The sequence below is a fragment of the Achromobacter sp. FW305-C-30-7 genome (genome assembly GCF_058783105.1).
This window is the reverse complement of sequence record NZ_JBYSYI010000001.1, coordinates 276,412-301,143: the sequence shown is the minus strand read 5'-3', so window position 1 is coordinate 301,143 and position 24,732 is coordinate 276,412. Positions and strand designations below refer to the sequence as shown.

General features: G+C 65.8%; 27 protein-coding genes. 19 read left to right on the top strand and 8 right to left on the bottom strand.

The genetic code is table 11. The features are described 5' to 3' along the window. The 3 genes from AC3WOB_RS01525 to purT all read right to left on the bottom strand — a co-directional run bounded on the left by AC3WOB_RS01525 (position 1) and on the right by purT (position 3,713). Positions 1-1,575 carry a cytochrome ubiquinol oxidase subunit I gene (locus AC3WOB_RS01525; RefSeq protein ID WP_013396718.1) on the bottom strand — a complete coding sequence of 525 codons (1,575 nt, stop codon included), beginning with the start codon at positions 1,573-1,575 and terminating at the stop codon, positions 1-3. Between the two features lie 127 nt (positions 1,576-1,702). Then, positions 1,703-2,248 carry a GbsR/MarR family transcriptional regulator gene (locus AC3WOB_RS01520; RefSeq protein ID WP_013396719.1) on the bottom strand — a complete coding sequence of 182 codons (546 nt, stop codon included), beginning with the start codon at positions 2,246-2,248 and terminating at the stop codon, positions 1,703-1,705. Between the two features lie 247 nt (positions 2,249-2,495). After that, a complete protein-coding gene (gene purT, locus AC3WOB_RS01515) occupies positions 2,496-3,713 on the bottom strand; it encodes a formate-dependent phosphoribosylglycinamide formyltransferase (protein ID WP_492273963.1) in 1,218 nt (405 codons plus the stop codon). Positions 3,714-3,816: 103 nt separating this feature from the next. Between purT and AC3WOB_RS01510 the strand changes: the two genes are divergently transcribed. From AC3WOB_RS01510 to AC3WOB_RS01470, 9 genes are all read left to right on the top strand, one after another. Next, positions 3,817-4,806: a KpsF/GutQ family sugar-phosphate isomerase gene (locus tag AC3WOB_RS01510; protein WP_013396721.1), complete on the top strand. Its 990-nt coding sequence runs from the start codon at positions 3,817-3,819 to the stop codon at positions 4,804-4,806. Further along, positions 4,803-5,411, top strand: coding sequence for a KdsC family phosphatase (locus AC3WOB_RS01505; RefSeq protein WP_013396722.1), 609 nt, complete (start codon positions 4,803-4,805; stop codon positions 5,409-5,411). Before AC3WOB_RS01510 ends, AC3WOB_RS01505 begins: the two co-directional genes overlap by 4 nt. 37 nt (positions 5,412-5,448) lie before the next feature. Continuing rightward, on the top strand, positions 5,449-6,081 hold the full coding sequence (lptC, locus tag AC3WOB_RS01500) for an LPS export ABC transporter periplasmic protein LptC (protein ID WP_013396723.1): 633 nt from the start codon (positions 5,449-5,451) through the stop codon (positions 6,079-6,081). Then, positions 6,078-6,704, top strand: coding sequence for a lipopolysaccharide transport periplasmic protein LptA (gene lptA, locus AC3WOB_RS01495; protein WP_013396724.1), 627 nt, complete (start codon positions 6,078-6,080; stop codon positions 6,702-6,704). The genes lptC and lptA overlap by 4 nt, the downstream gene beginning before the upstream one ends. Positions 6,705-6,736: 32 nt before the next feature. Then, on the top strand, positions 6,737-7,531 hold the full coding sequence (gene lptB, locus AC3WOB_RS01490; protein WP_013396725.1) for an LPS export ABC transporter ATP-binding protein: 795 nt from the start codon (positions 6,737-6,739) through the stop codon (positions 7,529-7,531). 222 nt (positions 7,532-7,753) lie between these two features. Beyond that, positions 7,754-8,092 carry a ribosome hibernation-promoting factor, HPF/YfiA family gene (gene hpf / locus AC3WOB_RS01485; protein ID WP_013396726.1) on the top strand — a complete coding sequence of 113 codons (339 nt, stop codon included), beginning with the start codon at positions 7,754-7,756 and terminating at the stop codon, positions 8,090-8,092. Between the two features lie 348 nt (positions 8,093-8,440). After that, entirely contained in the window at positions 8,441-8,896 is a 456-nt protein-coding gene (locus AC3WOB_RS01480) for a PTS sugar transporter subunit IIA (protein WP_006389881.1), read from the top strand. A 21-nt stretch (positions 8,897-8,917) separates the two neighbouring features. After that, entirely contained in the window at positions 8,918-9,844 is a 927-nt protein-coding gene (hprK, locus tag AC3WOB_RS01475; RefSeq protein WP_013396727.1) for an HPr(Ser) kinase/phosphatase, read from the top strand. A gap of 22 nt (positions 9,845-9,866) precedes the next feature. Beyond that, positions 9,867-11,300, top strand: a complete 1,434-nt coding sequence (locus AC3WOB_RS01470) for an aminotransferase-like domain-containing protein (protein ID WP_492273962.1) — start codon at positions 9,867-9,869, stop codon at positions 11,298-11,300. A gap of 32 nt (positions 11,301-11,332) precedes the next feature. Here the strand turns inward: AC3WOB_RS01470 and AC3WOB_RS01465 are convergent, their stop codons facing one another. Together AC3WOB_RS01465 and AC3WOB_RS01460 are read right to left on the bottom strand one after the other, a co-directional pair. Next, the gene (locus tag AC3WOB_RS01465) at positions 11,333-12,616 is read right to left on the bottom strand and encodes a c-type cytochrome (RefSeq protein ID WP_492273961.1); all 1,284 of its coding nucleotides are present in this window, start codon (positions 12,614-12,616) and stop codon (positions 11,333-11,335) included. A gap of 12 nt (positions 12,617-12,628) precedes the next feature. Beyond that, entirely contained in the window at positions 12,629-13,381 is a 753-nt protein-coding gene (locus AC3WOB_RS01460) for a c-type cytochrome (RefSeq protein WP_492273960.1), read from the bottom strand. Positions 13,382-13,565: 184 nt separating this feature from the next. Between AC3WOB_RS01460 and rapZ the strand changes: the two genes are divergently transcribed. Together rapZ and AC3WOB_RS01450 are read left to right on the top strand one after the other, a co-directional pair. Then, positions 13,566-14,438, top strand: a complete 873-nt coding sequence (rapZ, locus tag AC3WOB_RS01455; protein ID WP_041656741.1) for an RNase adapter RapZ — start codon at positions 13,566-13,568, stop codon at positions 14,436-14,438. Next, a complete protein-coding gene (locus tag AC3WOB_RS01450) occupies positions 14,435-15,397 on the top strand; it encodes a septal ring lytic transglycosylase RlpA family protein (RefSeq protein ID WP_492273959.1) in 963 nt (320 codons plus the stop codon). The genes rapZ and AC3WOB_RS01450 overlap by 4 nt, the downstream gene beginning before the upstream one ends. A gap of 67 nt (positions 15,398-15,464) precedes the next feature. Here AC3WOB_RS01450 and AC3WOB_RS01445 read toward each other — a convergent pair whose 3' ends face one another. Together AC3WOB_RS01445 and rsmI are read right to left on the bottom strand one after the other, a co-directional pair. After that, positions 15,465-16,049 (bottom strand): methylated-DNA--[protein]-cysteine S-methyltransferase, encoded by a 585-nt coding sequence (locus AC3WOB_RS01445; RefSeq protein WP_013396733.1) that lies wholly within the window; start codon positions 16,047-16,049, stop codon positions 15,465-15,467. A 3-nt stretch (positions 16,050-16,052) separates the two neighbouring features. After that, positions 16,053-16,988 (bottom strand): 16S rRNA (cytidine(1402)-2'-O)-methyltransferase, encoded by a 936-nt coding sequence (gene rsmI / locus AC3WOB_RS01440; protein WP_492273958.1) that lies wholly within the window; start codon positions 16,986-16,988, stop codon positions 16,053-16,055. A 67-nt stretch (positions 16,989-17,055) separates the two neighbouring features. On the opposite strand from rsmI, the gene AC3WOB_RS01435 reads away from it, so the two are divergent. The 4 genes from AC3WOB_RS01435 to AC3WOB_RS01420 all read left to right on the top strand — a co-directional run bounded on the left by AC3WOB_RS01435 (position 17,056) and on the right by AC3WOB_RS01420 (position 19,444). After that, positions 17,056-17,538 (top strand): YraN family protein, encoded by a 483-nt coding sequence (locus AC3WOB_RS01435; RefSeq protein WP_492273957.1) that lies wholly within the window; start codon positions 17,056-17,058, stop codon positions 17,536-17,538. Positions 17,539-17,622: 84 nt separating this feature from the next. After that, positions 17,623-18,216: a phosphoheptose isomerase gene (locus tag AC3WOB_RS01430; protein ID WP_013396736.1), complete on the top strand. Its 594-nt coding sequence runs from the start codon at positions 17,623-17,625 to the stop codon at positions 18,214-18,216. Next, positions 18,213-18,953, top strand: a complete 741-nt coding sequence (locus AC3WOB_RS01425) for a BON domain-containing protein (protein ID WP_013396737.1) — start codon at positions 18,213-18,215, stop codon at positions 18,951-18,953. Before AC3WOB_RS01430 ends, AC3WOB_RS01425 begins: the two co-directional genes overlap by 4 nt. Continuing rightward, positions 18,950-19,444 carry a peroxiredoxin family protein gene (locus tag AC3WOB_RS01420; RefSeq protein WP_013396738.1) on the top strand — a complete coding sequence of 165 codons (495 nt, stop codon included), beginning with the start codon at positions 18,950-18,952 and terminating at the stop codon, positions 19,442-19,444. The genes AC3WOB_RS01425 and AC3WOB_RS01420 overlap by 4 nt, the downstream gene beginning before the upstream one ends. A gap of 143 nt (positions 19,445-19,587) precedes the next feature. Here AC3WOB_RS01420 and AC3WOB_RS01415 read toward each other — a convergent pair whose 3' ends face one another. Next, a complete protein-coding gene (locus tag AC3WOB_RS01415; protein ID WP_013396739.1) occupies positions 19,588-20,376 on the bottom strand; it encodes a MetQ/NlpA family ABC transporter substrate-binding protein in 789 nt (262 codons plus the stop codon). A 266-nt stretch (positions 20,377-20,642) separates the two neighbouring features. Here AC3WOB_RS01415 and argB point away from each other — a divergent pair, with 266 nt between their 5' ends. The 4 genes from argB to AC3WOB_RS01395 all read left to right on the top strand — a co-directional run bounded on the left by argB (position 20,643) and on the right by AC3WOB_RS01395 (position 24,731). Further along, a complete protein-coding gene (gene argB, locus AC3WOB_RS01410) occupies positions 20,643-21,545 on the top strand; it encodes an acetylglutamate kinase (protein WP_013396740.1) in 903 nt (300 codons plus the stop codon). Beyond that, positions 21,545-22,291: a pyrimidine 5'-nucleotidase gene (locus AC3WOB_RS01405; protein ID WP_492273956.1), complete on the top strand. Its 747-nt coding sequence runs from the start codon at positions 21,545-21,547 to the stop codon at positions 22,289-22,291. The genes argB and AC3WOB_RS01405 overlap by 1 nt, the downstream gene beginning before the upstream one ends. A 56-nt stretch (positions 22,292-22,347) precedes the next feature. Next, complete coding sequence (gene slmA / locus AC3WOB_RS01400; protein WP_013396742.1) at positions 22,348-22,923, top strand: nucleoid occlusion factor SlmA; 576 nt, start codon at positions 22,348-22,350, stop codon at positions 22,921-22,923. 314 nt (positions 22,924-23,237) lie between these two features. Continuing rightward, positions 23,238-24,731 carry a DASS family sodium-coupled anion symporter gene (locus tag AC3WOB_RS01395; RefSeq protein WP_013396743.1) on the top strand — a complete coding sequence of 498 codons (1,494 nt, stop codon included), beginning with the start codon at positions 23,238-23,240 and terminating at the stop codon, positions 24,729-24,731. Position 24,732: the final 1 nt, after the last annotated feature.

The following is a 24,732-nucleotide window of genomic DNA, read 5'->3' as shown; positions in this document are numbered from 1 at the left end:
TCAGGCTCGCACCGCGGCGCGCACCGGATCGGCGGCGGCAGAGCCGGGCGCCGGCCCATCGGATTTCGGTCCCGCCTTCACGGCGTGCAGCATCACCTTCACGCCGATGATCAGCAGCACCGTGTACAGCACCAGGAATATGGTCAGGCTGATGGCCAGGTCGACGATGGTCAGGCCGGAAGCCGCGTAGTAGGTCGGCAGCACGCCTTCGATCACCCAGGGCTGGCGGCCGTATTCGGCCACGAACCAACCGCTTTCGATCGCGACCCAGGGCAGCGGCAAACTCCACAGCGCCACCTTGAGCAGGCCGCGCCGGCTGTCCAGCCGCCCGCGCGAGGCCAGCCAGAAAGCCACGCCGAAGAACAGGATCAGGTACATGCCCACCGCCACCATGATGCGGAACGCCCAGAACAGCGGCGCCACGTTGGGCACGGTATCGACGGCGGCCTTCTTGATGTCGTCTTCGGTGACCTTGCTCATGTCGGGCTGGTAGCGCTTGACCAGCAGCGCATAGCCCAGGTCGGGCCAGGTCTTGTCGAAAACCATGCGCGCGTCCACGTCCTTGGGATTGGCGCGGATCTTCTGCAGCGCTTCATAGGCCACCATGCCGTCGCGGATGCGATTTTCGGCGCGCCGGATCAGATCGTCGATGCCCAGCAGCGGCGTGGTGAGCGAACGCGTACCGATGATGCCCATGACGTAGGGAATCTCGATCGCGAAATCGTTCTTGCGCTCGGCCTGGTTGGGAATGGCGATCAGGTTGAAGGACGCGGGGGCCGGCTCGGTATGCCACATGGACTCGATGGCCGCGATCTTCATCTTCTGGTGTTCGGTGGTGAGGTAGCCGCTTTCGTCCCCCAGCACCACGACCGACAGCGCCGAGGCCAGGCCGAAACTGGCGGCGACCGCCATCGAGCGCTTGGCCAGATCGATATGGCGGCCCTTGAGCAGGTACCAGGCGCTGATCGACATGACGAACATGGCGCCCGCGACATAGCCCGCGCTGACCGTGTGCACGAACTTGGCCTGAGCCACAGGGTTGAAGATCACCGCGGCGAAGTCGGTCATCTCCATGCGCATGGTGTCGGGATTGAAGATCGAACCGACCGGATTCTGCATCCAGCCATTGGCGATCAGGATCCACAGCGCCGAGAAGTTGGTGCCGAACGCCACCAGCCAGGTCACCACCAGGTGGCTGACCTTGGACATGCGGTTCCAGCCGAAGAAGAACAGGCCGACGAAGGTGGCTTCCAGGAAGAAGGCCATCAGCCCTTCGAGCGCCAGCGGCGCGCCGAAGATGTCGCCCACGTAGTGGCTGTAGTAGGACCAGTTCATGCCGAACTGGAACTCCATCACGACGCCGGTGGCGACGCCCAAGGCGAAGTTGATGCCGAACAGCGTGCCCCAGAACATGGTCATCCGCTTCCAGATGGGGCGGCCGGTCATGACGTACACGCTTTCCATGATGGCCAGGATGAACGACAGGCCGAGCGTGAGGGGGACGAAGAGGAAGTGGTAGAGCGCGGTCGCGGCAAACTGGAATCGCGACAGATTTACGACGTCGAGATCAATCATTGGGTCGCTCCCAAGCAGTTGAGGTGCCGCGGCAACCGGCATGGTTCCCAGGCCGTCTCTCGCGCCATGTTACGAGCGTTGCATACAACTTCATAGAGGTTTCCTGAAAAATCGGGGCGGATCAAGGTCAGCCCTTGCCCCGCAATTTGCCGGCGAAACCCAGCACCTTCTGCACTTTCGAACCGAGCTTCATCAGGTTCTGCAGGGTTTCTGGCGGCAGACGTTGAACCTCATCGAACCATCCCGTGGACAGTTCGATCAGCTCCAGCATTTCGTTCATGCGTTGTTGCGCGTAGGCCTCATCGGGCCCTGACGGGCGTTCCAGCAGGGTGTCCCGCAGCAGGGTCAGCGTGGGATCGATTTCGCGCTTGCGCTTTTCTTCCATCAGGATGCGGAAGATCTCCCAGACGTCCTTGGGAGTTTCGAAGTAGTCGCGGCGGTCGCCGACTTGATGGATGAGCTTGACCAGGCGCCAGGATTGCAGCTCCTTCAGCCCGAGGCTGACGTTGGAGCGCGAAAAGCCGAGGGTCTCGGCGATGTCGTCGGCGTTCAGCGGCTTGGGCGCCAGGAACAGCAGAGCGTAGATCTGGCCGACCGTGCGGTTCACGCCCCATCGGCTGCCCATTTCGCCGAAATGCAGGACGAAGCGTTCGTTTTGAGGGGACAGGGCCATGGATCGGGCTACACCGGCAAAATCAGGGCCGCGGCCCCGGGAAGACAAAAACAGTTACACCGCTTTCAGAAATTTCTGAAATTATCGAACAAACTATGCGAAAGCGCAAACCACACTGGCCCCAGGGGCATGGGCGCAAGACATCGCATCGCAGCGGCGACGGCCTGTCTTCCGGATTGCCGCGCCCAAACGAAAGCGGCCACCAGCCCGTGGGCTGGTGGCCGCCTGAACAGGGGAAAAAGAGCGGTCAGCCGGCCTTGACGGACACCGCCGCCGACACCCGCTTGGCCTTGGCCCGGGCCGCCGCCACGTCGTCGGCCACGGCCAGGCCCACGCCCATGCGGCGCTTGACGAAGGATTCGGGCTTGCCGAAGAGGCGGATGTCGGTGCCGGGTTCAGCCAGCGCTTCGGCCACGTTGTGGAACGACACCGCGGCGGCCTCGATGCCGCCATAGATGACGCTGCTGGCGCCGGGCTGGCGCAGGCTGGTGTCCACCGGCAGCCCCAGGAACGCCCGGGCGTGCAGCTCGAATTCGTTCTGGACCTGCGTGATCATGGTGACCATGCCGGTGTCGTGCGGACGCGGACTGACTTCCGAGAACCAAACCTGGTCGCCCGCCACGAACAATTCCACGCCGAAAATGCCCAGGCCGCCCAGGTTGGACGTGACCGCCAGCGCGATTTCCCGGGAGCGCTGCAGCGCGGCCGGAGACATCGGGTGCGGCTGCCAACTTTCCACGTAGTCGCCGTCAACCTGCTTGTGGCCGATGGGTTCGCAGTAGCGGGTTTCGACCTGGCCGTCGGCGCCGCGGGCGCGCACGGTCAGCAGGGTGATTTCGTAGTCGAAACGGATGAAGCCTTCGACGATGGCGCGCCCGCCGCCCACCCGACCGCCCTCCTGGGCGTAGCGCCAGGCGGATTCGACGTCGTCGGCGCTCTTGATCACGGACTGGCCCTTGCCGGAGGACGACATGACCGGCTTGATGACGCAGGGATAGCCTATGCCGCCATCGATGGCGTCGCGCAGTTCTTCCTCGGTGTCGACGAAGCGGTAGGGCGAGGTCGGCAGCCCCAGGGTCTCGGCCGCCAGGCGGCGGATGCCCTCGCGGTTCATGGTCAACTGGGCCGCCCGCGCGGTCGGCGTCACCCGGGCCACGCCCGCCTCTTCCAGTTCCACCAGCAAATTGGTGGCAATGGCTTCGATTTCGGGGACAATAACGTGGGGCCGTTCCTGTTCGATGACCTTGCGCAGGGCCTGCGGGTCCGTCATCGAGACCACATGCGCCCGGTGCGCCACCTGGTGGCCCGGAGCATCGGCATACCGATCCACGGCAATCACTTCCACGCCCAGCCGCTGCAGGGCAATGATGACCTCTTTGCCCAATTCGCCAGATCCGAGCAGCATGACGCGGGTGGCCAAGGGGGACAGGGGCGTGCCAAGGACGGGGCTGGAAATGCTGGACATGGAGCGAGCCTGGAAAAAAGTTGGAAAGCCGTTGAAATGACCCGCCAGCATGCCATACGGCCTTTCCGGGGGCAAACCCTCATACTGATATTAAAATCCATGTATGACTGACCATCCCACAACATCGTCCGAGACCGCGCTGGCATCTGCGCGCAGAACGCTGCAGATTGAATGCCAGGGCCTGATGGACCTGTCGGCCCGGCTGGACGACAGCTTCACGCAGACCGTCGCGATGCTGCTGGCCTGTCGCGGCCGGGTGGTCGTCAGCGGCATCGGCAAGACCGGCCATGTCGCCCGCAAGATCGCGGCGACCCTGGCCTCGACCGGCACGCCGGCCTTTTTCGTGCACGCCGCCGAGGCCGTCCACGGCGATCTGGGCATGATCACCCAGGACGACGTCCTGATCGCGATTTCCTATTCGGGTTCCGGCCAGGAATTGCTGACGATACTTCCCGTCGCCCGCCGCATGGGCGCCAAGCTGATCGCGATTACCGGCAATCCGCAGTCCGAACTTGCGCGGCTGGCCGACGTCCACCTGGACGCCAGCGTGGCCCAGGAGGCCTGCCCCCTGAATCTGGCGCCCACGGCCAGCACCACCGCAGCCCTGGCCTTGGGCGACGCCCTGGCCGTCGCCTGCCTGGAAGCCCGCGGTTTCGGCCCGCAGGATTTCGCCCGCTCGCACCCAGGCGGCGCCCTCGGCCGCCGCCTGCTGACCCACGTGCGCGACGTCATGCGTCAAGGCGACGCCTTGCCCATCGTCCAGGCCGGCACACCGGTCTCGCAGGCGCTGGAGGTCATGTCCGCCAAGGGCATGGGCATGACCGTCGTGACCGACGCCCAGCATCGCCCCGTGGGCATCTTCACCGACGGCGACCTGCGCCGCCTGATCGCGCGTCAGGGCGACATCCGCAGCCTGACCGTCGAATCCGGCATGACGCGCTCGCCGCGCAGCATCACCCCCGACGCGCTGGCCGTCGAGGCGGCCCAGCAAATGGACAAACAACGGCTCAACCACATGCTCGTGCTGGACAGCGACGGCGTTCTGCTCGGCGCCTTGCACATGCACGATCTGATGGCCGCCAAAGTGGTATGACTATGACTCTTTCTGTTCCCATGACCCATCCGGCCGAAGCGCTGGTCCTGGCCCGCATCCCCGCCGGCGTGCGCGAACGCGCCGCCGCGGTGCGTCTCATGGTGTTCGACGTGGACGGCGTGCTGACCGACGGCAGTCTCTATTACGGCGAGAACGGCGAACTCCAAAAGCGCTTCAACGCGCTGGACGGCCACGGGCTGCGCCTGCTGATGGAAGGCGGCCTGAAGGTCGCTCTGATGACCGGGCGCTCCGGCCCCATCGTGGCGCGCCGCGCCGCCGAACTGGGCATCGCCGAGGTGATCCAGGGCGTCCGCGACAAGGGCGGCGCCCTGGCCGAACTTGCGCAGCGTTCCGGTGTCCAACTGAATCAGGCCGGCTACATGGGCGATGACGTCATCGACCTGCCCGCCCTGCAGCGCGCCGGCTTCGCCGCCAGCGTGCCGAACGCGCCGGGCTATGTCAGCCAGGCCGCCCACTGGGTGTCCACGCACACCGGCGGCAACGGCGCCGTGCGCGAATGCTGCGACCTGCTGCTGGCGGCCCAGGGACGCCTGGGCGCATTCCTGGCGGCGCCGGGCCTGCTCGGCCCGGGCGCCATCCAATGATTGCCAGGACAACCCATAGGCCCTTGCGGCAGATCCAATGAAAGAACGTTTTCCCTCCTTGATCGCGCTGTTCCTGCTGCTGGTGCTGGTCGCCAGTTCGTGGTGGGCGGCGGATTACGCGCAGCGGGCCATCCAGACGGATCCGCCGCGCCGCGTCACCCACGAGATGGACGCCTGGTCGCGCGACTTCGTCATGCTGCGCACCGACCCGAACGGCAAGCCCATCAACCGGCTCGAAGGCGTATACGCAGAACATTTCCCCGATGACGACTCCTACCACGTGACCTCGCCGCGCGCGGTGGGCCAGCGCGAGGACAACCCCATCACCGTGGCCATCTCGAAGACCGCAGTGATGGAGCAAGGCGGCAAGCGCATCGTCATGAACGGCGACGCCCACGTGCGCCGCCAGCCGGACGCCAATAACGACCTGCTGGACGTGCGCAGCCAGCAGTTGATCATTCTGCCCGACGACGACGTGGTCTACACCGACCTGCCCGCGGAAGTCATCAAGGGCCGTTCGCGCATGAACGGCACGGGCATGCACTACAACAACAAGACGCGCCAACTGCAGGTTTCGGCATCGACCGATGTGGAAATTGCCGGTTCCGAAGGCAAGCAGCAACGCCGGACCGAAATTCCCGCCAACAACACTGACCAGAAAAAACCATGACCGACCTCCGGATTCTCCTTGCCCCGACGACCCGCTTGCTCGGCGCCATCCTGCTGACCGCATCAGCGTTGGCTCCGGCCCATGCCGCGGATGCGCCCAAGGCAGCGACGCCGGCTGAAGAACCCAGCACGCTGATCCTGTCGGATACCCTCCACTACGACGACGTGAAGAAGAAGAGCGTGTTCACGGGCAACGTCAACATGACGCGCGGCCTCATGACCCTGACCTCCGACGTGCTGGAAATGAACGAGGACGCGCAAGGCAACCAGTACGGCACGGCCACCGCCAACAAGGGCAAGATCGTCACCATCCGACAGGAACGTCCGGAAACCTTCGAACTGATCGAAGGCACCGGCTTGCGCGCCGAATACGACGGCACGAAAAGCACCTTCGACCTGATCGGCCAGGCAGTCGTGACCCGCTTTGTCTGTGGAAAACCGTTCGACACCATTCGCGGCGAACGGGTACGCTACAACGAGAAGACCGGCACCTACGAAGCCCATGGCGGCCCCAACTCTGCCGCGGCCGGCGGCCGTGTCCGCTCGGTCGCTGAGCCGCGCGCCAAGTCGGATGCCGCCATCGCCGAATGCCGCAAGCAGCAGGCAGCCAAGAAGGGGCGTTGAACGCCTCCCATGCAACACCACTCGCAGCCACGATGAACCAACCTTCAGTGCCGACTCCGGTAACCTCCGCCCCCTCGGGCGTCAAGCAGGGCAGCCTGCGCGCAACCGGTTTGCGCAAAACCTATAACGGCCGGACCGTGGTGCAGGACGTGTCCCTGTCCGTGGTCAGCGGCGAAGTGGTCGGCCTGCTTGGCCCCAACGGCGCGGGCAAGACCACCAGCTTCTACATGATCGTGGGCCTGGTGCCGGCGGATGCGGGCCGCATCGAGATCGACGGCTCCGTCATCACTTCGATGCCGATCCACAAGCGCGCGCACATGGGCCTGTCGTACTTGCCCCAGGATGCGTCCGTGTTCCGCCGCCTGACGGTGGAACAGAACATCCGCGCCGTGCTGGAGCTGCAAACAGGGCCGGATGGACGTCCGTTGTCCACGCCCAAGATCAACGAGCAGATGGAAGCGCTGCTGGAAGAGCTGCAGATCGGCCACATCCGCAGCAACGCCGCCATCTCCCTGTCGGGCGGTGAACGCCGCCGCGTGGAAATCGCGCGCGCGCTGGCCACCAGCCCGCGCTTCATCCTGCTGGACGAGCCCTTCGCCGGCGTGGACCCCATCGCCGTCATCGAGATCCAGCGCATCGTGCGATTCCTGAAGGGGCGCGGCATCGGCGTGCTGATCACCGACCACAACGTGCGCGAAACCCTGGGCATCTGCGACCGCGCCTACATCATCAGCGAAGGCAAGGTTCTGACCGACGGCCACCCCGATGAAATCGTGGGTGATCCGGCCGTGCGCCGGGTCTATCTGGGAGAGCATTTCCGCATGTAATGCGGCCCTGGGGAAGACCCCTAGGCGCCGCCTGCGCAAAGGCGCATGCACCCTGGGGGCTCAGCCATAAAAATGCCATGAACTTGCGCTAGGTCAGCTTGTTTTATCGGCCCGAGTCTATACACTAGTACTAAACGAACCCGCTCAATCAAGGAGAACGCCTAACGAATCAGCCGCGCTTTTCGCGCACCCTTTTTTCCTCTTTTAGAAGGAGAGCACACTATGAACCTGAGCATCTGCGGTCGTCACCTCGACGTCACCCCGGCCATCCGGGAATATGTCATGAACAAACTGGCGCGAGTGCTGCGGCATTTCGATCACGTCATCGATACCCAGGTCATGCTCTCGGTAGAGCCCCTGCGGCATAGAGCCGAAATCACCATGCGTCTAAGCGGTAAGGACATTCATTGTGAAGCAACCGATGAAAACCTCTATGCAGCCATAGACCTTCTTGCTGACAAAGTCGACCGTCAGGTCATCAAGCACAAGGACAAGGTACGAAGTCACACGGCGGAGTCCGTGAAGCGGCAAGCGGCGAATCTCACGCCACCCCAGCAGTAACGCGCTTCATGACCACTCGCACCGCGAGATTAGCTAAACAGCGATTCTAGAAATCCTGCCTAAGTCCCGGTGTCCCGCTAGACGCAACGTCCAGCCGGGGCATCGGCAAACTGCCCTCCCGTAGCCTCCCCCTTCTTTGTCCCCCATTCCCGGTTCCGCCGGCGATTCCGTTTTCCCCCGATTTCCGACGTTTCCCATGGCGCCGCCCCGCCGCCAGGCGCAAGAATGCCCACAATCCGCCGCTATCGGTCTATGCTGTCGCTCTTGCCGCCCCATGATGCGAGCGTGCCGAGCGCGCATCCCAGAGGCCGATTATTGCAGTGCATCATATAACCATATAATGACCCGATGAATCATTTGTCGCGCATCCTACCCGCCGGCAACGTCGTGCTCGATATGCTCGCAACGAGCAAGAAACGTGCGTTCGAACAGGCCGGTCTACTCTTTGAAAACAACCATGGCCTGGCGCGCGCGCTCGTGTTCGACAGCCTGTTCGCCCGGGAACGCCTGGGCTCCACCGCGCTCGGACAGGGCGTGGCGGTGCCGCATGGCCGGGTCAAGGGCCTGGAGCAGGCCCTCGCGGCCTTCATCCGCCTGGCCCAGCCCATCACCTTCGATGCGCCTGACGGGCAGCCGGTGTCAATGCTGCTCTGTTTGCTGGTGCCGGAAACGGCCACGCAGCAGCACCTGGACATCCTGGCCGAACTGGCGCAGCTCATGTCGAACAAGGCCTTGCGCGAAGCCCTGGCCACAGAGCCCGATCCGGCTGTCGTCCACAAGATGCTGACGACCGGCCAACTCTGACCTCCTCGCGGAAACGCTGCCATGCTCACGGTGCAGGAACTCGTCGACGACAACGCCGACAAAATCCCCTTTAACTGGATTTCCGGCCAGGGCGCCGCGGACCGCGCGATTCCCGACGACGGCATGTCGGCCGCGGACCTCGTCGGCCACTTGAACCTGATCCACCCGTCCCGCATCCAGGTGTTCGGACAGGAAGAGCTGGCGTACTACACCCGCTTCGACCTGCGCCGCCGCATGCACCACATGGATGAGCTGCTGATCGGCGGCGTCCCGGCGATTCTGCTGGCCGACGGCCTGACCCCGCCGCAAGACCTCATCGACCAGTGCGACCAGCATCAGGTGCCGCTCCTGTCCACGCCGGTGGCGGCCGCGCAGCTGATCGACCTGCTGCGCATCTACCTGGGCAAGAAGCTGGCGCCCACCACCACCGTGCACGGCGTGTTCCTCGACGTGCTGGGACTGGGCGTGCTGATCACCGGCGAATCCGGCCTGGGCAAGAGCGAACTGGCGCTGGAACTGATCTCGCGCGGACACGGCCTGGTCGCCGATGACGCGGTGGAGTTCTCGCGCACCGCCCCCAACATGATCGAAGGCCACTGTCCGCAGCTGCTGCAGAACCTGCTGGAAGTGCGCGGCCTGGGCCTGCTCGACATCCGCACCATCTTTGGCGAGACTTCCGTGCGCCGCAAGATGCGCCTCAAGCTCATCGTGCATCTGGTGCGCGCCACCGCGCAGGACAAGTTCGAGCGCCTGCCGCTGCAGGACATCACGCAGGACATGCTGGGCCTGCCGGTGCGCAAGGTCATGCTGCAAGTGGCAGCCGGCCGCAATCTGGCGGTGCTGGTGGAAGCTGCCGTGCGCAACACGATACTGAAGCTGCGCGGCATCGACACGCTGGGCGAATTCATGGAACGCCAGGCCATGGCGATCCTGCAAAGCAGCAAGTAAGCACGCGGCGTCCGGCGGCACCTTGAGCCTGTATGAAAACCTGGCCGCCGAGATCGCCAAGTCGATCCGCGACGGCGTGCTGCGCGCGGGCGACAAGCTGCCCTCCGTGCGGGACGCCTGCGCGGCGCGCGGGCTGAGCCCGTCGACGGTGTTCCAGGCGTACTACCTGCTGGAAGCGCGCGGCCTGATCCGGGCTCAGCCGCGTTCCGGCTATTACGTCAACGCGCCTGCCGCCTCCCTGCCCCCGGAACCCGGCGCCTCCAACCCCGACGGCGAATCCACGGAACTCGCGATCAGCGAGCGCATCTTCGACATCTTGGGGTCGGTGCGCAACCGCGACGTAACCCCGCTGGGCTCCGCCTTCCCTTCCCCGCTGCTGTTTCCGCTGCCGCGCCTGGCGCAGGCGATGGCCGCGCACCTCAAGCGCCAGGATCCACTGGACACGGTGGAAGACCTGGCCCCCGGCAACCCCGGCCTGCGCCGCCAGATCGCGCTGCGCTACCTGATCGGCGGCATCAACGTGCCGGCCAGCGACATCGTCGTCACCAATGGTGCGCTGGAAGCGCTGAACCTGTGCCTGCAGGCAGTCACGCAGCCTGGCGACACGGTCATGGTCGAAGCGCCGACGTTCTACGGCGCGCTGCAGGCGCTCGAACGCCAGGGACTGAAGGCGCTGGAAATACCGACCCATCCGCGCACTGGCATTGACCTGGACGCGATGGAGACCGCCATCGAGCGCCACGCGCCCAAGGCATGCTGGCTGATGACGCAGTTCCAGAATCCTCTCGGCAGCCTGATGCCGGATGAAAGAAAGCGGCGATTGGTCCAACTGCTCGCGCGCCACGGCATCCCGTTGATCGAAGACGATGTGTATGGCGAGCTGTACTTCGGTCCGGCGCGGCCCGTGCCCGCCAAAGCCTATGACACCCAGGGGCTGGTGTTGCATTGCTCATCGTTTTCGAAATGTCTGGCGCCGGGCTACCGCATCGGCTGGGCCAGCGCCGGCCGCTACACCCAGCGCGTGCAGCGCTTGAAGCTGTCGTCCACGCTGTCGGCGTCCGGCCCCGCCCAGGGCGCGATCGCCGAGTACCTGGAACAGGGAGGCTACGACCGCCACCTGCGCCGCCTGCGCGAAACGCTGCAGACGCAGCAACAGCGCATGGCCGAGGCGATCGCCCAGGAATTTCCCGCCGGCACGCGCGTGACACGGCCGCAAGGCGGATTCTTCCTGTGGCTGGAGCTACCGGCTGCCGTCGATGCGCTGGCGCTGCACCGGCAGGCGCTGGCACGCGGCATCAGCGTGGCGCCGGGTCCCATATTTTCGGCCAGCGGGCAGTTCGGCAGCGCCCTGCGCCTGAACTATGGGCATCCCTGGGATGCGGCCGCGCAGACCGCCATCCGCGTACTGGGCGAGTTGGCGCGCGAAGCCTGCTCGCTTGCCTTGAAGGCGCGCTAAGCCTGTGCAAGGCTCCTGGTAGCGCACCAGCCCTAGTTCAGCGTCGACGCGGCGCGCGCCCGCTTGACCTCCAGCGGCGTCACGCCGCCCGCCTCGTTGCCCCAGCTATTGCGGATGTACGTCACCAGCATTGCGATATCGCTGTCGTTGAGCAGTTGCCCGAATGGCGGCATGCCATGCGGCCGCGGGTTCGCCGCCGTGGCCGGCGCGTAGCCGCCGTCCAGCACCATGCGTATGGCGTTGACGGGCGACGGCGCGGTGACGGTCGGATTGCCGGCCAGCGCGGGCCAGGCCGTGCCGCTGCCCTCGCCTCCCGGCTGGTGGCATTGCGCGCATTGCTGGCGGTATATCTTGCCACCCAGTTCCATGGCCGCCGGCCCGACCGCTGGACGCGCGCGCTCCGTCGAGGCCGGCGTGGCCGGCAGGGACTTGATGTAGACGCCGATGGCCAGCGCGTCGGCGTCGGTGAGGTGCTGGGTGCTGCCCAACACCACTTCGGCCATGGGTCCGCTGGCGCTGGAGTGCTTTGAAACACCGGTCTTCAACAGGGCGGCGATGTCCTCGGCCGACCAGCGTCCCATGCCCGTCTCCATATCGTTGGTCAACGGCGGCGCGTACCAGTCCAGTACCGGAATCACGCCGCCGGCCAATGGGTCGGCCGAACGCAGCCCGCCCAGGCTGTTGCGCGGCGTATGGCAGGCGGCGCAATGCCCCAGCCCTTCAACCAGGTAACGGCCGCGGTTCCATTGCACCGACTGGCCCGCATCGGCCTCCTGCACGCCCGGCTTGAAGTACAGCGCGCGCCAACCGGCCAGCAGCGCCCGCTGGTCGTAGGGGAATTCCATCTCGGCCGGCCGGCTGGGCTGGTTCACGGGCGCCACGGTGCGCAGATAGGCGTACAACGCGTCGGAATCGGCGCGCGTCACGCGCGTGTATTCCGTGTAGGGAAAGGCGGGATACAGCAGCGTGCCGTCGCGCGACTTGCCGTTGTGCAAGGCCTGCCAGAAATCGTCGGCGCTCCACGCGCCTATGCCGGTCTTCTCGTCGGGCGTGATATTCGGGCCGTACACCGTGCCGAACGGCGTGGGGATGGGCGTGCCGCCCGCCAGCGCCTTGCCGCCCCGGCTGGTGTGGCAGGCCATGCAATTGCCCGCCAAGGCCAGATAGCGGCCACGTTCGACCAGCGTCGCGGCGTCGTCCGCAGCCGCGGCGGGGCCGGTGCTGGCGTCGTCGCGCGTGCCCATCCAATAGAGGCCGCCCACCGCGACAACCGCGAGCAGCACCAGAACCGACAGGACTTTCTTCATGAGCGACATCCCGCCTCTCCCTTACCGTTGCGCCTGGCTGCCGCATTCCGCGGGCAGGCGTATCGAACCCGCGGCTTCAGGCGCGTAGGGTTCCACCACGGGCTGCGAGGACAGCCACGCGGCCAGCGCGCCTATGTCCTCGGGAGTGAGTTTGTTGGAGATGTCGGCCATGCAGTCAGGCGCGGCCGCGCGGCGCAGGCCGTTCTTCCAGCTGCCGATCTGCGAGCCGATGTAGTCGCGTGGCAAGCCCAGCAGCCCAGGGATGGCGGGCAGCACGCCGCCCAAGGCGGCGCCATGACAGGCGGCACAGGCGGGCAGGCCGCGCGCGGCGTCACCGTTCAAGGCGAGCTTGCGCCCGGCTTCCAGCGTGGCGGCGGAGACCTCGGCGCGCGTCGGCGCCGGATACGGCACGTGCTGGGTGGAGAAATACGCGGCCATCTCGCGCAGGTAATCGTCAGGCAGTCCGGTCAGCAGGTGCGTCATGGGCCGGTACTGGCGCCGGTCATCACGGAAGTTGAGCAGCTGGTGGTACAGGTATTCCTGGGGCTTGCCGGCCAGGCGCGGATAGTAGCCATCGGCGCCGGCCCGGCCCTGCGCGCCATGGCAGGCCGTACAGGCGGCGACGCGGGCGTCCATGGTGTCCGGACGCAGGCTCTCCTGCGGTGCGGGTTGTGCCTGAGCGGGCGCCATCATGAAGACGGCTGCGGCCCCTAGCAGGGAAATTGCCCAAAAACGCGGCAGTGAAACACTACGAAAGGAAATGAAGGCTAACATCTAGGTCGAATTCCATTCCCCCGAAACGCATGACGGCGGGGCGCGTATGTGAATCTGTCGAGTATCCGGCCCCAAGCTTACGCTACGGGAGCCAAACCGGTACAGGCGCAGATTGGCAGTTTACGGCCATATCAGATGTCATCCCGCCGGCATCGTCCTCGAAAAGCGTGCCACAATCATGTCCATGTTGAAAGTCGTCCTCGTCACCGGCATCTCAGGCTCAGGCAAGTCCGTCGCCCTGCGCATGCTCGAGGACGCCAGCTACACCTGCGTCGACAACCTGCCCGTGCGGTTCCTGACCGAGTTCATCGCCAACGCCCGGGACGACGGCATGGAGCGCGTCGCAGTCGCTATCGACGTGCGCTCGCCGGGCGAACTGGCCGAACTGCCCGATGTGGTGACCGCGCTGCGCGCCATGGGCACCAGCCTGCGCGTGGTCTTCCTCGACGCCAGCACCGCGACGCTGGTGCAGCGCTATTCCGAATCCCGCCGCCGCCATCCGCTGACCGACCGTCTGCAGCGCGGAGGCACGACTCCGTCGCTGACCGAGTGCATCGCGCTGGAACGCGAACTGCTCGCGCCGCTGCGCGAACAGGAACACGTCATCGACACCTCGGACCTGACGCCGGGCCAGTTGCGCGTGTGGATCCGCGACCTGATCAAGGCCGACCGCGCGCCGCTGGTGCTGACCTTCGAGTCCTTCGCCTACAAGCGCGGCGTGCCGCGAGACGCGGACCTGGTGTTCGACGTGCGCTGCCTGCCCAATCCTTACTACGACCGCGACCTGCGGCCGCTGACCGGCCGCGACGAGCCCGTGGCTGCGTGGCTGGCAGGCTTCGACCTGGTCGGGCAGATGATCGACGACATCGCCGGCTTCCTGAACCGCTGGCTGCCGCAGTACACGCAAGACACCCGCAATTACCTCACGGTTGCCATCGGCTGCACCGGCGGCCAGCACCGTTCGGTGTATGTGGTCGAACAACTGGCGCTGCGCTTTGCCGACCACGACCCGCTGCTGGTGCGCCATCGCACCCAACTGCCTGACGAATCCGCATGACCCTGTCCCGCCCGACCCGCCTGTTCATGATGCTGCTGCTGGCCATTGCCGTGGCGGGCTGCTCCTCCACCGGCGGACGCAAGAAGGGCGGCGGTTACTACAAGGACGACGGGCCGGACGCGAATCCGCCCTCGAACCTGGACCAGATACCCGACGCGGTGCCCAGGATCGAACCCTACGCCAGCGGCGCGAACCGGCCGTATGTGGTGTTCGGCCAGCGCTATGTGCCGGACACCAGCGGGCAGCCGTACAAGAAGCGCGGCACCGCCTCGTGGTACGGCAAGAAGTTCCACGGCAATTCCACGTCCATCGGCGAGTCCTACGACATGTACGCCATGACGGCCGCCCACACCACGCTACCGCTGCCCAGCTACGCCCGCGTCACCAGCATGGTCAACGGCAAGACCATCATCGTGCGGGTGAACGACCGCGGCCCGTTCCACAGCGACCGCATCATGGACCTGTCCTATGTCGCCGCGCACAAGCTCGGCATCATCGGCCCCGGCAGCGGCCAGGTAATCGTGGAAGCCATACCGCAGGACGAGATCCGGCGGCTGGCGTCACAAGGCGCGCCCGCCGCGGCCGCGCCTGAACCTTCGTCGGCGACGGGCTCCTCGCCCGTGTTGGCGCCGGTCGCCGCCGTGCCGGTAGCACTTGCGGCCGAACCCCTGCCTGGGCCCGCGCCCGGCTCGGCGCCGGTGCGCCAGCCGGCGGCGGGCGGCATCGGCAGCGTCTATCTGCAGGTGGGCGCGTTCAGCCAGTCGGCCAACGCGCAGTCGCTGGTCAGCCGCATCAACACGCAGCTGGGCGCCGAAGGCGCGCCGCCCGCGTCGGTCGAACAGTCGAATAATCTCTATCGGGTCAAGATCGGCCCCTACCCCGACCGCCAGAGCGCCTTGAACGCCGTGCCGCTGGTCTCGGACCGCATCGGCATCCTGCCCAGCATCGCCTCGCAGTAAGCCCGGCCCTGACGCAATAAGCGGCAATAAGCGCAATAAGCCCGGTTCTCAGGCCGGGCCTGCCCGCCTACCAGGGCAGTTCGGCCTGCCCGTCGCAAACCCGGCGCGCGCTTGCGCTGCGGCTGCGGTAGAAATTGCCTTCGTGCGCCAGCAAGGCCTGCTTGCGCGGCAGCCCGCCACCGAAACCGGTCAGCGAGGTGTCCGCGCCGATGATCCGGTGGCACGGAATGATGATGCTGATCGGATTGCGTCCGACCGCCCCGCCGACCGCCTGGGCGCCCTTGGGCCGTCCCACGGTGCGGGCCAGATCGCCGTAGCTCGTCAGCACGCCGAACTCCAGGTCGCACAAGGCATGCCACACCTGATGCTGGAAAGTCGTGCCCACGGGATCCAGCGCCACATCGAAGACGCGGCGCTGGCCAGCGAACCATTCGTCCAGTTCGCGGCGCGCCTGTTCCAGGATGGGATCGGAGTCCGTAAGGATCCAGCCATCTGCCGCAGGCAGCAGTTCCTGGTCGGTGAACCAGGCGCCGCGCAGCCCCTTGGGGCTGGCGACCAGGCGCATGTCGCCCAGCGGCGTGGGGATATCGCGGTAGACCAGGCGTTCGTCGGGATCCGCGGGCTTGTTGGACACGATTGTGGAATACACCATGTCTTACTCCGCCGATTTCTTGCGGGCCAGGGCCCGGTTGTACAGCACATCCCGCGGCAGTCCGGAAACCTTGGCCGCCACGCGCGCCGCGTCGCGCAGCGACAACGACTCCAGCAAGGCGTCCAGCAGCGCATCGGCGCGCGGGTCGGCATCTTCGTCCACCTCCTGCTCGGCAGGGGCGTGCGCGATCAGCACGAATTCGCCTTGCTCGCGGTGAGCGTCCGCGGCCAGCCAGGCCGCGCCCTCGCCCATCGGAAATGTAGCGATCTCTTCAAAGCGCTTGGTCAGTTCGCGCGCCACGGTCAGCAGGCGGTCCGGACCGCACACTTCCAGCAAGTCGGCCAGCGTGGCCGCAAGCCGGTGCGGCGATTCAAACATGACGACAGGCGCGGGCAAGGCGCACCAGGTACGCAGCCAGCGCTGGCGCGCCACCGCCTTGGGCGGCGGAAAGCCCGCGAAGGCATAGCCAGGATTTTCGTCAGTGGTGACGCCGCTGCCCATCAGCGCGGCGATGACCGCGCTGGGCCCCGGCACCGGCACCACGCCGAAGCCGGCCTCGCGCACCGCACGCACGATGCGCGCGCCAGGATCGCTGACGGCGGGCGCGCCCGCATCGGACACCAGCGCCACGCGCTGGCCCTGCGCCAGGCGTTCACAGATCGTCTGCGCCGCGGCGGCTTCGTTGTGGCGGTGGGCTGCCATGAGCGGCGTGCCCACGCCCCAGGCATCCAGCAGGGCGCGGCTGGCGCGCGTGTCTTCCGCCGCGATCACGTCGGCCCGCTGCAAGGCGTGCCAGGCGCGCAGCCCCAGGTCGCCCAGGTTGCCGATCGGCGTGGCCACGACATACAGCGTCGCAGCGGGCCAATGCTGCCCCGCCACGCGTTCAGCGACGCGGGACCAGGCATCTCCGGCAGGGGGAGGTGAGACATTTTGATTCATTGCAGCCTACTGACACGGGAAACCATGTCAGTGTAGCCGCCTATGCCCCGCCACCTCTGGAGCGTTCATGACGGATGACACCTTGCGACTGGCCTGCGAACTGGCCCTGGCGGCCCGCCGCCGCGCCGCCAGGCGCCGGCGCCGATCCGCACGCGCAGCGCCCGCTGATCGTCCGCCCCCGCGCCGCTCGCCCGCCCAACGCAAAGGCGACCACCACGAGGACGCCGCCCTGCGCCTGCTGCAAGCGCGCGGCCTGGTCCTGCTGGCGCGCAATCTGCAGACCCGCGCTGGCGAAATCGACCTGGCCATGCGCGACGGCGACATCCTGGTGTTCGTCGAGGTCCGCTCCCGCGGCCCGAGCCGCTTTGGCGGCGCCGCGGCCAGCATCGGCCCGGACAAGCAGGCCCGGCTGGCCCGCGCCGCGGCCTTCTGGCTGCCCGAGCTGGCCCGGCGCCACTGGCACGGCAGGCCGCCCGCCGCGCGCTTCGACGCAGTCGTGTTCGAAGCCGGCGATCCCCAATGGCTGCGCGGCGCATTCTGGCAAACCTGAGGCCCGCCGCCCCGGTAACGGCCTGCCTGATAGTCGTTACGCCTGGACAGAACCGCGCCCCGGCCCCGTGAGATAATCGCGCCCATGGATATGACCTCTCGTATGACGTCGCACTTTCGCGACGCCATGGCTGCGTGCGAACAAAGTATGAACGTCCTGGCCGAGCCGCTGGCAGTGGCGGTGGACGTGCTGTTCGGCGCCCTGGCAAACAACGGCAAGATTCTGGCTTGCGGCAATGGCGGCTCTGCCGCCGATGCGCAGCATTTCATCGCCGAACTGGTGGGCCGCTTTGAACGCGAACGCCTGCCGCTGGCCGGCATCGCGCTCAATACCGACACCTCGATCCTCACCGCAGTCGGCAACGACTACGGTTTCGACGAGATCTATGAACGCCAGGTCAACGCCTTCGGCCAGGCCGGCGACGTGCTGGTGGCCATATCCACCAGCGGCAATTCCCCCAACGTGGTGCGCGCCATGGAAGCCGCCAGCGCCCGCGAAATGCACGTGCTTGCCCTGACCGGCAAGGGCGGCGGCGTCATGGGGGAACTCATTACGCCGATGGACGTCCATCTATGTGTTCCCAGCGATCGCACGATGCGCATCCAGGAAGTCCATATTCTGCTGCTGCACGCGCTGTGCGACGGCATTGACGCTCTTCTGCTTGGAGACACCGAATGATTTCTGACGTCCGTACCGCAGCCCGCCCCTTGATGCTCGCCGCGGCGCTATCCACCGCCGCGCTCTCGCTGACGGCCTGCGCGCCCCTGATCGTGGGCGGCGCGGCCGCCACCACCGCGGTCGTCGTGACGGACCGCCGCACCTCCGGCGTCCAGCTCGAAGACCAGAACATGGCGTTCAAGGCGCAAAGCCAGATCTCGCAGAAGCTGGGCGACACCGCGCGCGTCAATGCCATGGCCTACGGCGGCCACCTGCTGCTGACCGGCGACGTGCCCACCGAGGAAGCCAAGAACCAGGCCACCGCCATCGCCCAGGGCGTGGAAAACGTCAAACAGGTCATCAACCAGCTGAACGTGGGTCCCATCGCCTCGTTCGGTACGCGCTCCAACGACACCTGGCTGACTTCCAAGGTCAAGACCGCCCTGCTCAACACCAAGTACGTGCCCTCGGGCACCATCGCGGTCACGACCGACCACAGTGTCGTCTACCTGATGGGCAAGCTGACGCAGACCGAAGGCGAATATGCCGCCAACGCCACCGCCGACGTCGGCGGCGTGGCCAAGGTGGTTAAACTGTTCGAGACGATCAGCCGCGAGGAAGCCATCCGGCTGTCGAACACCGGTTCCAAGTCCAACACTTCCACGGAAACCAAAGCGCCCATCGAAAGCGGCGCCGGCGCACCCAGCGATAACGCGGCCGGCACCAGCAGCGGCGTAGAGGCCATGCCCATCAAATGAAGAAAGCCATCATCGCGCTGGCCGTCCTGGTGGCGGTCGGCATCGGCGCCTGGTTCGTCATGCGCCCCGCCCAGACCGCGCCCGACGTCACCTTCACCACGCTGGAAGGCAAGACCTTCTCGATGCAGGACCTGCGCGGCAAGGTGGTGCTGGTCAAATTCTGGGCCACCAGCTGCGTAACCTGTGTGAAGCAGATGCCGGAAACCATCTCGGCCTACAACGAGTACGCGTCCAAGGGCTACGAGGCGATCGCGGTCGCCATGAACTACGACCCGCCCAACTTCGTGCTGAACTTCGCCGACACGCGCAAGCTGCCGTTCCCGGTGGCCCTGGACACCAAGGGCGACATCGCCCGCGCCTTCGGCGACATCCGCCTGACGCCCACGGCCTTCCTGATCGACAAGCAGGGCCGCATCATCAAGCGCTACCTGGGCGAATACGACGTGGCGGAATTCCACGCCACCGTGGAAAAGGCCCTGGCGGCAGGCTGAGCCCCGCCACGCGGCATCCGCGCCAGACCGCCCTGACCGGGCGGTTTTTTTTCGCCTTGCGGGCCGGGCAGGCAGTCCCCCGCGCCCAAAAAAAAGCCGCCCGGGCTACGGGCGGCTTCCAGATCAGGCCAGGCCGATCGGGCTCAGAATGCCGGCACCACGGCGCCCTTGTACTTGTCCTGGATGAACTTCTTCACCTCGGGCGTGTGCAGGGCCTGGACCAGCTTCTTGATGCCCGGCGCGTCCTTGTTGTCCGAACGGGTCACCAGGATGTTGGCATAGGGCGAATCCGAGCCTTCGATGAACAGGGCGTCCTTGGTCGGGACCAGGCCCGCTTCCAGCGCGTAGTTGGTGTTGATCAGCGCCAGGTCCACGTCATCGAGCGAGCGCGGCAGCATGGCGGCTTCCAGTTCGCGGAACTTCAGCTTCTTGGGATTTTCGACCACGTCGGCGGCCGTCGCCAGGATGTTGGACGGGTCCTTCAGCTTGATCACGCCCTGCTTCTGCAGCAGCACCAGGGCGCGGCCGCCGTTGGAGGGATCGTTCGGGATTGCGACCGTGGCGCCGTCCTTGAGTTCGGACAGGCTCTTGATCTTCTTGGAATAGCCGCCGAACGGCTCGACGTGCACCAGCGCCACCGGCACCAGCGTGGCCTTGCGGTCCTTGTTGAAGGAATCCAGGTAGGGCTTGTGCTGGAAGAAGTTGGCGTCCAACTGCTTGTCCGCCAGCTGCAGGTTGGGCTGCACGTAGTCGCTGAACACCTTGATGTCGAGCTCCACGCCTTCCTTGGCCAGCTGCGGCTTCACCACTTCCAGGATCTCGGCATGGGGGACCTGGGTCGCGCCCACCACGATTTTTTCGGCATGGGCGGCGTTCGCCGCCACCAGGAAGACCGACGCCGCCAAGGCGGACCGGACAAAGTTCAAACGCATGTGTTGCCTCTTTTATGGGTAAAAAATCGGGGGCTGATACCCCTGCCGGTGTGGCCCTGCCCCCTTTTGCGGGGCGCGCCGTTGCGAAATCGCCCCCAATTTACCTGAATGCCGGTTATTTGTCGGGCATATGAACATGGGTTTAAAGCATAAGAAACCTGTGGGTACTACAATCCGTCGTATGCTTGCGCTACCGCGTCCCGAACGCGTTTTTGTGCAGGCATTTTTTCTAACCACTCATACGTATATTTGCCGACTTAGCTGCCATGACCGACACCCCCGACCCTGCTGCCGTTTCGTCTCCTGCTGTCAAAGCCGCTGTGCTGTCTGAAGCACTGCCGTATATCCGACGATTTCACGGCAAGACCATCGTGGTCAAGTACGGCGGCAACGCCATGACGGAAGAGCGTCTGCAGCGCAGCTTCGCGCACGATGTCGTGCTGCTGAAGCTGGTGGGTCTGAACCCGGTGGTGGTGCACGGCGGCGGTCCGCAGATCGACGACGCGCTGCGCCGCATCGGCAAACAGGGCACCTTCATCCAGGGCATGCGCGTCACCGACGCCGAGACCATGGAAGTGGTCGAATGGGTGCTGGGCGGCCAGGTCCAGCAGGACATCGTCATGATGATCAATGAGGTCGGCGGCAAGGCCGTGGGCCTGACCGGCAAGGACGGCGGACTGATCCAGGCCCAGAAGAAGCTGATGGCCAACAAGGACAATCCGTCCGAGCCCATCGACATCGGTTTCGTGGGCGACATCACCATGGTCGAGCCGGCCGTGGTCAAGGCGCTGCAGGACGACCAGTTCATCCCCGTCATCTCGCCCATCGGCTATGGCGAAGACGGCACGGCCTACAACATCAATGCCGACGTCGTCGCCGGCAAGATGGCGGAAGTGCTGGGCGCCGAAAAGCTGCTGATGCTGACCAACACCCCGGGCGTGCTGGACAAGGGCGGCAAGCTCTTGCGCAGCCTGTCGGCGCAGACCATCGACGAACTGTTCGCCGACGGCACGATCTCCGGCGGCATGCTGCCCAAGATCTCGTCCGCGCTGGACGCCGCCAAGAACGGCGTGAACTCGGTGCACATCGTCGACGGCCGCGTGCCGCACTGCCTGCTGCTGGAAATCCTGACCGACCAGGGCGTGGGCACGATGATCAGCTCGCACTGATGCGGGCACAGCGTTACCTGCTGCGGCCGGCGCTGCGCATGCGCCGGTCCCGCCGCACCGCCACGGGCGTTTCCGAACGCCTGTGGCTGTTCGACCTGGACAACACGCTCCACGACACCTCGCACGCCATCTTCCCCAAGATCGACCACGGCATGACCATGGCCGTGGCGGAGGCGCTGAACGTCGACATCGATACCGCCAACCGCATGCGCTCGCTGTACTGGAAGCGCTACGGCGCCACCATGATAGGCATGGTCCGGCATCATGGCGTGGACCCCCACGAATTCCTGCATCGCAGCCACGACTTCGACGTCGGCCCGCTGGTGCGCTCGGAAAAAGCGCTCGCCTACAAGCTGAGCCGGCTGCCGGGGCGCAAGGTGCTGCTGACCAACGCGCCGCTGCACTACGCGCGCGCCGTGCTCGCGCGGCTGGGCATCCTGCGGCAGTTCGACAGCCTGTGGGCCATCGAGCACATGCGTCTGCATGGCGAATTCCGGCCCAAGCCGTCGCCCGCGCTGCTGCGCCATGTGCTGGCCCGCGAAGGCGTGCAGGCGCGCAACGCGGTCCTGGTGGAAGACACGCTGGCCAATCTGCGCGGCGCACGCCAGGCCGGCCTGCGTACTGTCCACGTGTATCACCCCGGCACGCCGTTCGCGCGCGGCCGCTCGCAGCGGCCGGCCTATGTCGACTTGCGGGTAAACTCCGTCAGTGATTTGCTGTTACGCCGACGCCCCCTGCGGGGATAGCGGCGCGCTCCTCCCTCCCCCTTCACCGTCAAGCCTGCGCGAGAGCAGACCCTTCCATGGCGAGCAAACCCGGCGAGCGCAAGACCCAGATTCTGCAAACCCTGGCCGAGATGCTGGAGCAGCCGCACGCCTCCCGCATCACCACGGCTGCGCTTGCCGCGCGCCTGGAAGTCTCCGAAGCCGCGCTGTACCGGCACTTCGCCAGCAAGGCGCAGATGTTCGAAGGGCTGATCGAGTTCATCGAAACCAGCATCTTCACGCTGGTGAACCAGATCGCCATCGCCGAACCCCATGGCCTGACCCAGGCGCACCAGACCGTCTCCATGCTGCTGACCTTCTCGGAACGCAACAAGGGCATGACGCGCGTGTTGACCGGCGACGCGCTGGTCACGGAAGACAACCGCCTGCAGGAACGCATCAACCACATCAACGACCGCATCGAGGCGTCGTTGAAGCAGTCGCTGCGCATCGCCGTCACCGATGGCGGCCTGCCGCCGCAAGCCAATGTAGCGGCGCATGCCAGCCTGCTGACGCACCTGGTGCTGGGCCGCTGGCTGCGTTACGCGCAGAGCGGATGGCGCGTCGCGCCCACCCTGCATCTGGACGAACAGTTGCGGCTGGCACTGGGTTGAGCCGCCGGCCGGGTCATCCGGCCGCAGTGCCGATTAGCATCGTGGCACGATCTAATTGACCCCCTGTTTGCCTGCTTGATCGCCGATTAGCGTTGTTCTACGCAACAATCTTCGCTTGCCCGCGGCGCGGGGCGACGAGCATAATGCCCGTCAGAGGTTTTCCACAAGCCCAAATCTCCATAGGCTTGATCTGTATCAATACGGGTTTTCCGCAATGCCGTCACGATCATGCTGTAGCGTCGACACACCGATTTGACCTATCCCGTTGCTCGCGGGGCGGTGTGTCGGCAGTTTGACCTCAACCGGAGATGGATATGACCGCGCAAGCCGCCGTCCCTGCCTCGCAAGCCCCAAAGAAAACCAAAATTCCAATCGGACTCATCGCCGGCGTCCTCGTGATGATCGGCGTGCTGATGATGCCGCTACCCGCCGACTTGCCCGTCGCGGGCCACCGGATGCTCGCCATCCTGGCATTCGCAGTGGTGGTCTGGATTACCGAAGCCGTGTCCTACGAAGCCAGCGCGATCATGATCACGACGCTGATGGCCTTCCTGCTGGGCACGGCTCCGACAATCAAAGACCCGCAAGTCATCTATGGCACCTCGGCCGCGATCAGCATGGCGCTGGCAGGCTTCTCGAACTCGGCGCTGGCGCTGGTCACCGGCGCCTTGTTCATTGCCGCGGCCATGACCTTCACCGGGCTGGACCGGCGCATCGCGCTGGTGACCCTGGCCAGGGTGGGCACCAGCACGCGCCGCATCCTGATCGGATGTATCGCCGTGACCATCGTGCTGAGCCTGGTCGTGCCCAGCGCCACCGCGCGCAGCGCGGCCGTGGTGCCCATCATGATGGGCGTCATCGCGGCCTTCGGCGTGGACAAGCGCTCCAACATCGCCGCTGGCATCATGATCATCGTGGCCCAAGCCACCAGCATCTGGAACGTCGGCATCCAGACCGCCGCCGCGCAGAACCTGCTGACCGTCGGCTTCATGGAAAAGATGCTGGGCGAACGCGTGGCGTGGTCGGACTGGCTGATCGCCGGCGCCCCCTGGTCGCTGATCATGTCGGCCGTGCTGATCTTCGTCGTGCTCAAGCTGCTGCCGCCGGAAAGCGACAGCATCGCGGGAGGCAAGGAAGCCGTCGAGAAGTCGCTGCTTGAACTGGGTCCCATGACCGGCGCGCAGAAGCGCCTGATGGCCGTGTCGCTCATGCTGCTGCTGTTCTGGTCGACTGAAGGCAAGCTGCACAAGTTCGATACCACCTCCACTACCTACTTCGGCCTGGTCCTGCTGCTGCTGCCGCGCTTTGGCGTGATGACCTGGAAAGACGTGCAATCGCGCATCCCATGGGGCACCGTGATCGTGTTCGGCGTCGGCATCAGCCTGGGCACCGCCCTGCTGACGACCCAGGCCGGCCAATGGCTGGGCAACCAGGTGGTGGCGCACACCGGCCTGGACCACCTGGGACCGCTGGCCATCTTCGCGATCCTGGCTGCCTTCCTCATCGTCATCCACCTGGGTTTCGCCAGCGCCACCGCGCTGACCTCGGCCATGCTGCCGATCCTGATCTCGGTGCTGGCCACGCTGCCGGGCGACTTCAGCCGCCTGGGTATGACGATGCTGCTGGGCTTCGTGGTCAGCTACGGCTTCATCCTGCCCATCAACGCGCCGCAGAACATGGTGTGCCTGGGTACGGAAACCTTCAACGCCAAGCAGTTCGCCAAGGTTGGCATCATCGTCACCATCGTCGGCTACCTGCTGATGCTGCTGATGGGCATGACCTACTGGCGCTGGCTGGGCTGGCTGTAAG

Bases quoted from the DNA above. Each gene is read 5' to 3' on its own strand.
- AC3WOB_RS01525 (WP_013396718.1), bottom strand. From the start codon at position 1,575: ATGATTGATCTCGACGTCGTAAATCTGTCGCGATTCCAGTTTGCCGCG.
- AC3WOB_RS01520 (WP_013396719.1), bottom strand. From the start codon at position 2,248: ATGGCCCTGTCCCCTCAAAACGAACGCTTCGTCCTGCATTTCGGCGAA.
- purT (WP_492273963.1), bottom strand. From the start codon at position 3,713: ATGTCCAGCATTTCCAGCCCCGTCCTTGGCACGCCCCTGTCCCCCTTG.
- AC3WOB_RS01510 (WP_013396721.1), top strand. From the start codon at position 3,817: ATGACTGACCATCCCACAACATCGTCCGAGACCGCGCTGGCATCTGCG.
- AC3WOB_RS01505 (WP_013396722.1), top strand. From the start codon at position 4,803: ATGACTATGACTCTTTCTGTTCCCATGACCCATCCGGCCGAAGCGCTG.
- lptC (WP_013396723.1), top strand. From the start codon at position 5,449: ATGAAAGAACGTTTTCCCTCCTTGATCGCGCTGTTCCTGCTGCTGGTG.
- lptA (WP_013396724.1), top strand. From the start codon at position 6,078: ATGACCGACCTCCGGATTCTCCTTGCCCCGACGACCCGCTTGCTCGGC.
- lptB (WP_013396725.1), top strand. From the start codon at position 6,737: ATGAACCAACCTTCAGTGCCGACTCCGGTAACCTCCGCCCCCTCGGGC.
- hpf (WP_013396726.1), top strand. From the start codon at position 7,754: ATGAACCTGAGCATCTGCGGTCGTCACCTCGACGTCACCCCGGCCATC.
- AC3WOB_RS01480 (WP_006389881.1), top strand. From the start codon at position 8,441: ATGAATCATTTGTCGCGCATCCTACCCGCCGGCAACGTCGTGCTCGAT.
- hprK (WP_013396727.1), top strand. From the start codon at position 8,918: ATGCTCACGGTGCAGGAACTCGTCGACGACAACGCCGACAAAATCCCC.
- AC3WOB_RS01465 (WP_492273961.1), bottom strand. From the start codon at position 12,616: ATGTCGCTCATGAAGAAAGTCCTGTCGGTTCTGGTGCTGCTCGCGGTT.
- AC3WOB_RS01460 (WP_492273960.1), bottom strand. From the start codon at position 13,381: ATGTTAGCCTTCATTTCCTTTCGTAGTGTTTCACTGCCGCGTTTTTGG.
- rapZ (WP_041656741.1), top strand. From the start codon at position 13,566: ATGTTGAAAGTCGTCCTCGTCACCGGCATCTCAGGCTCAGGCAAGTCC.
- AC3WOB_RS01450 (WP_492273959.1), top strand. From the start codon at position 14,435: ATGACCCTGTCCCGCCCGACCCGCCTGTTCATGATGCTGCTGCTGGCC.
- AC3WOB_RS01445 (WP_013396733.1), bottom strand. From the start codon at position 16,049: ATGGTGTATTCCACAATCGTGTCCAACAAGCCCGCGGATCCCGACGAA.
- rsmI (WP_492273958.1), bottom strand. From the start codon at position 16,988: ATGAATCAAAATGTCTCACCTCCCCCTGCCGGAGATGCCTGGTCCCGC.
- AC3WOB_RS01435 (WP_492273957.1), top strand. From the start codon at position 17,056: ATGACGGATGACACCTTGCGACTGGCCTGCGAACTGGCCCTGGCGGCC.
- AC3WOB_RS01430 (WP_013396736.1), top strand. From the start codon at position 17,623: ATGGATATGACCTCTCGTATGACGTCGCACTTTCGCGACGCCATGGCT.
- AC3WOB_RS01425 (WP_013396737.1), top strand. From the start codon at position 18,213: ATGATTTCTGACGTCCGTACCGCAGCCCGCCCCTTGATGCTCGCCGCG.
- AC3WOB_RS01420 (WP_013396738.1), top strand. From the start codon at position 18,950: ATGAAGAAAGCCATCATCGCGCTGGCCGTCCTGGTGGCGGTCGGCATC.
- AC3WOB_RS01415 (WP_013396739.1), bottom strand. From the start codon at position 20,376: ATGCGTTTGAACTTTGTCCGGTCCGCCTTGGCGGCGTCGGTCTTCCTG.
- argB (WP_013396740.1), top strand. From the start codon at position 20,643: ATGACCGACACCCCCGACCCTGCTGCCGTTTCGTCTCCTGCTGTCAAA.
- AC3WOB_RS01405 (WP_492273956.1), top strand. From the start codon at position 21,545: ATGCGGGCACAGCGTTACCTGCTGCGGCCGGCGCTGCGCATGCGCCGG.
- slmA (WP_013396742.1), top strand. From the start codon at position 22,348: ATGGCGAGCAAACCCGGCGAGCGCAAGACCCAGATTCTGCAAACCCTG.
- AC3WOB_RS01395 (WP_013396743.1), top strand. From the start codon at position 23,238: ATGACCGCGCAAGCCGCCGTCCCTGCCTCGCAAGCCCCAAAGAAAACC.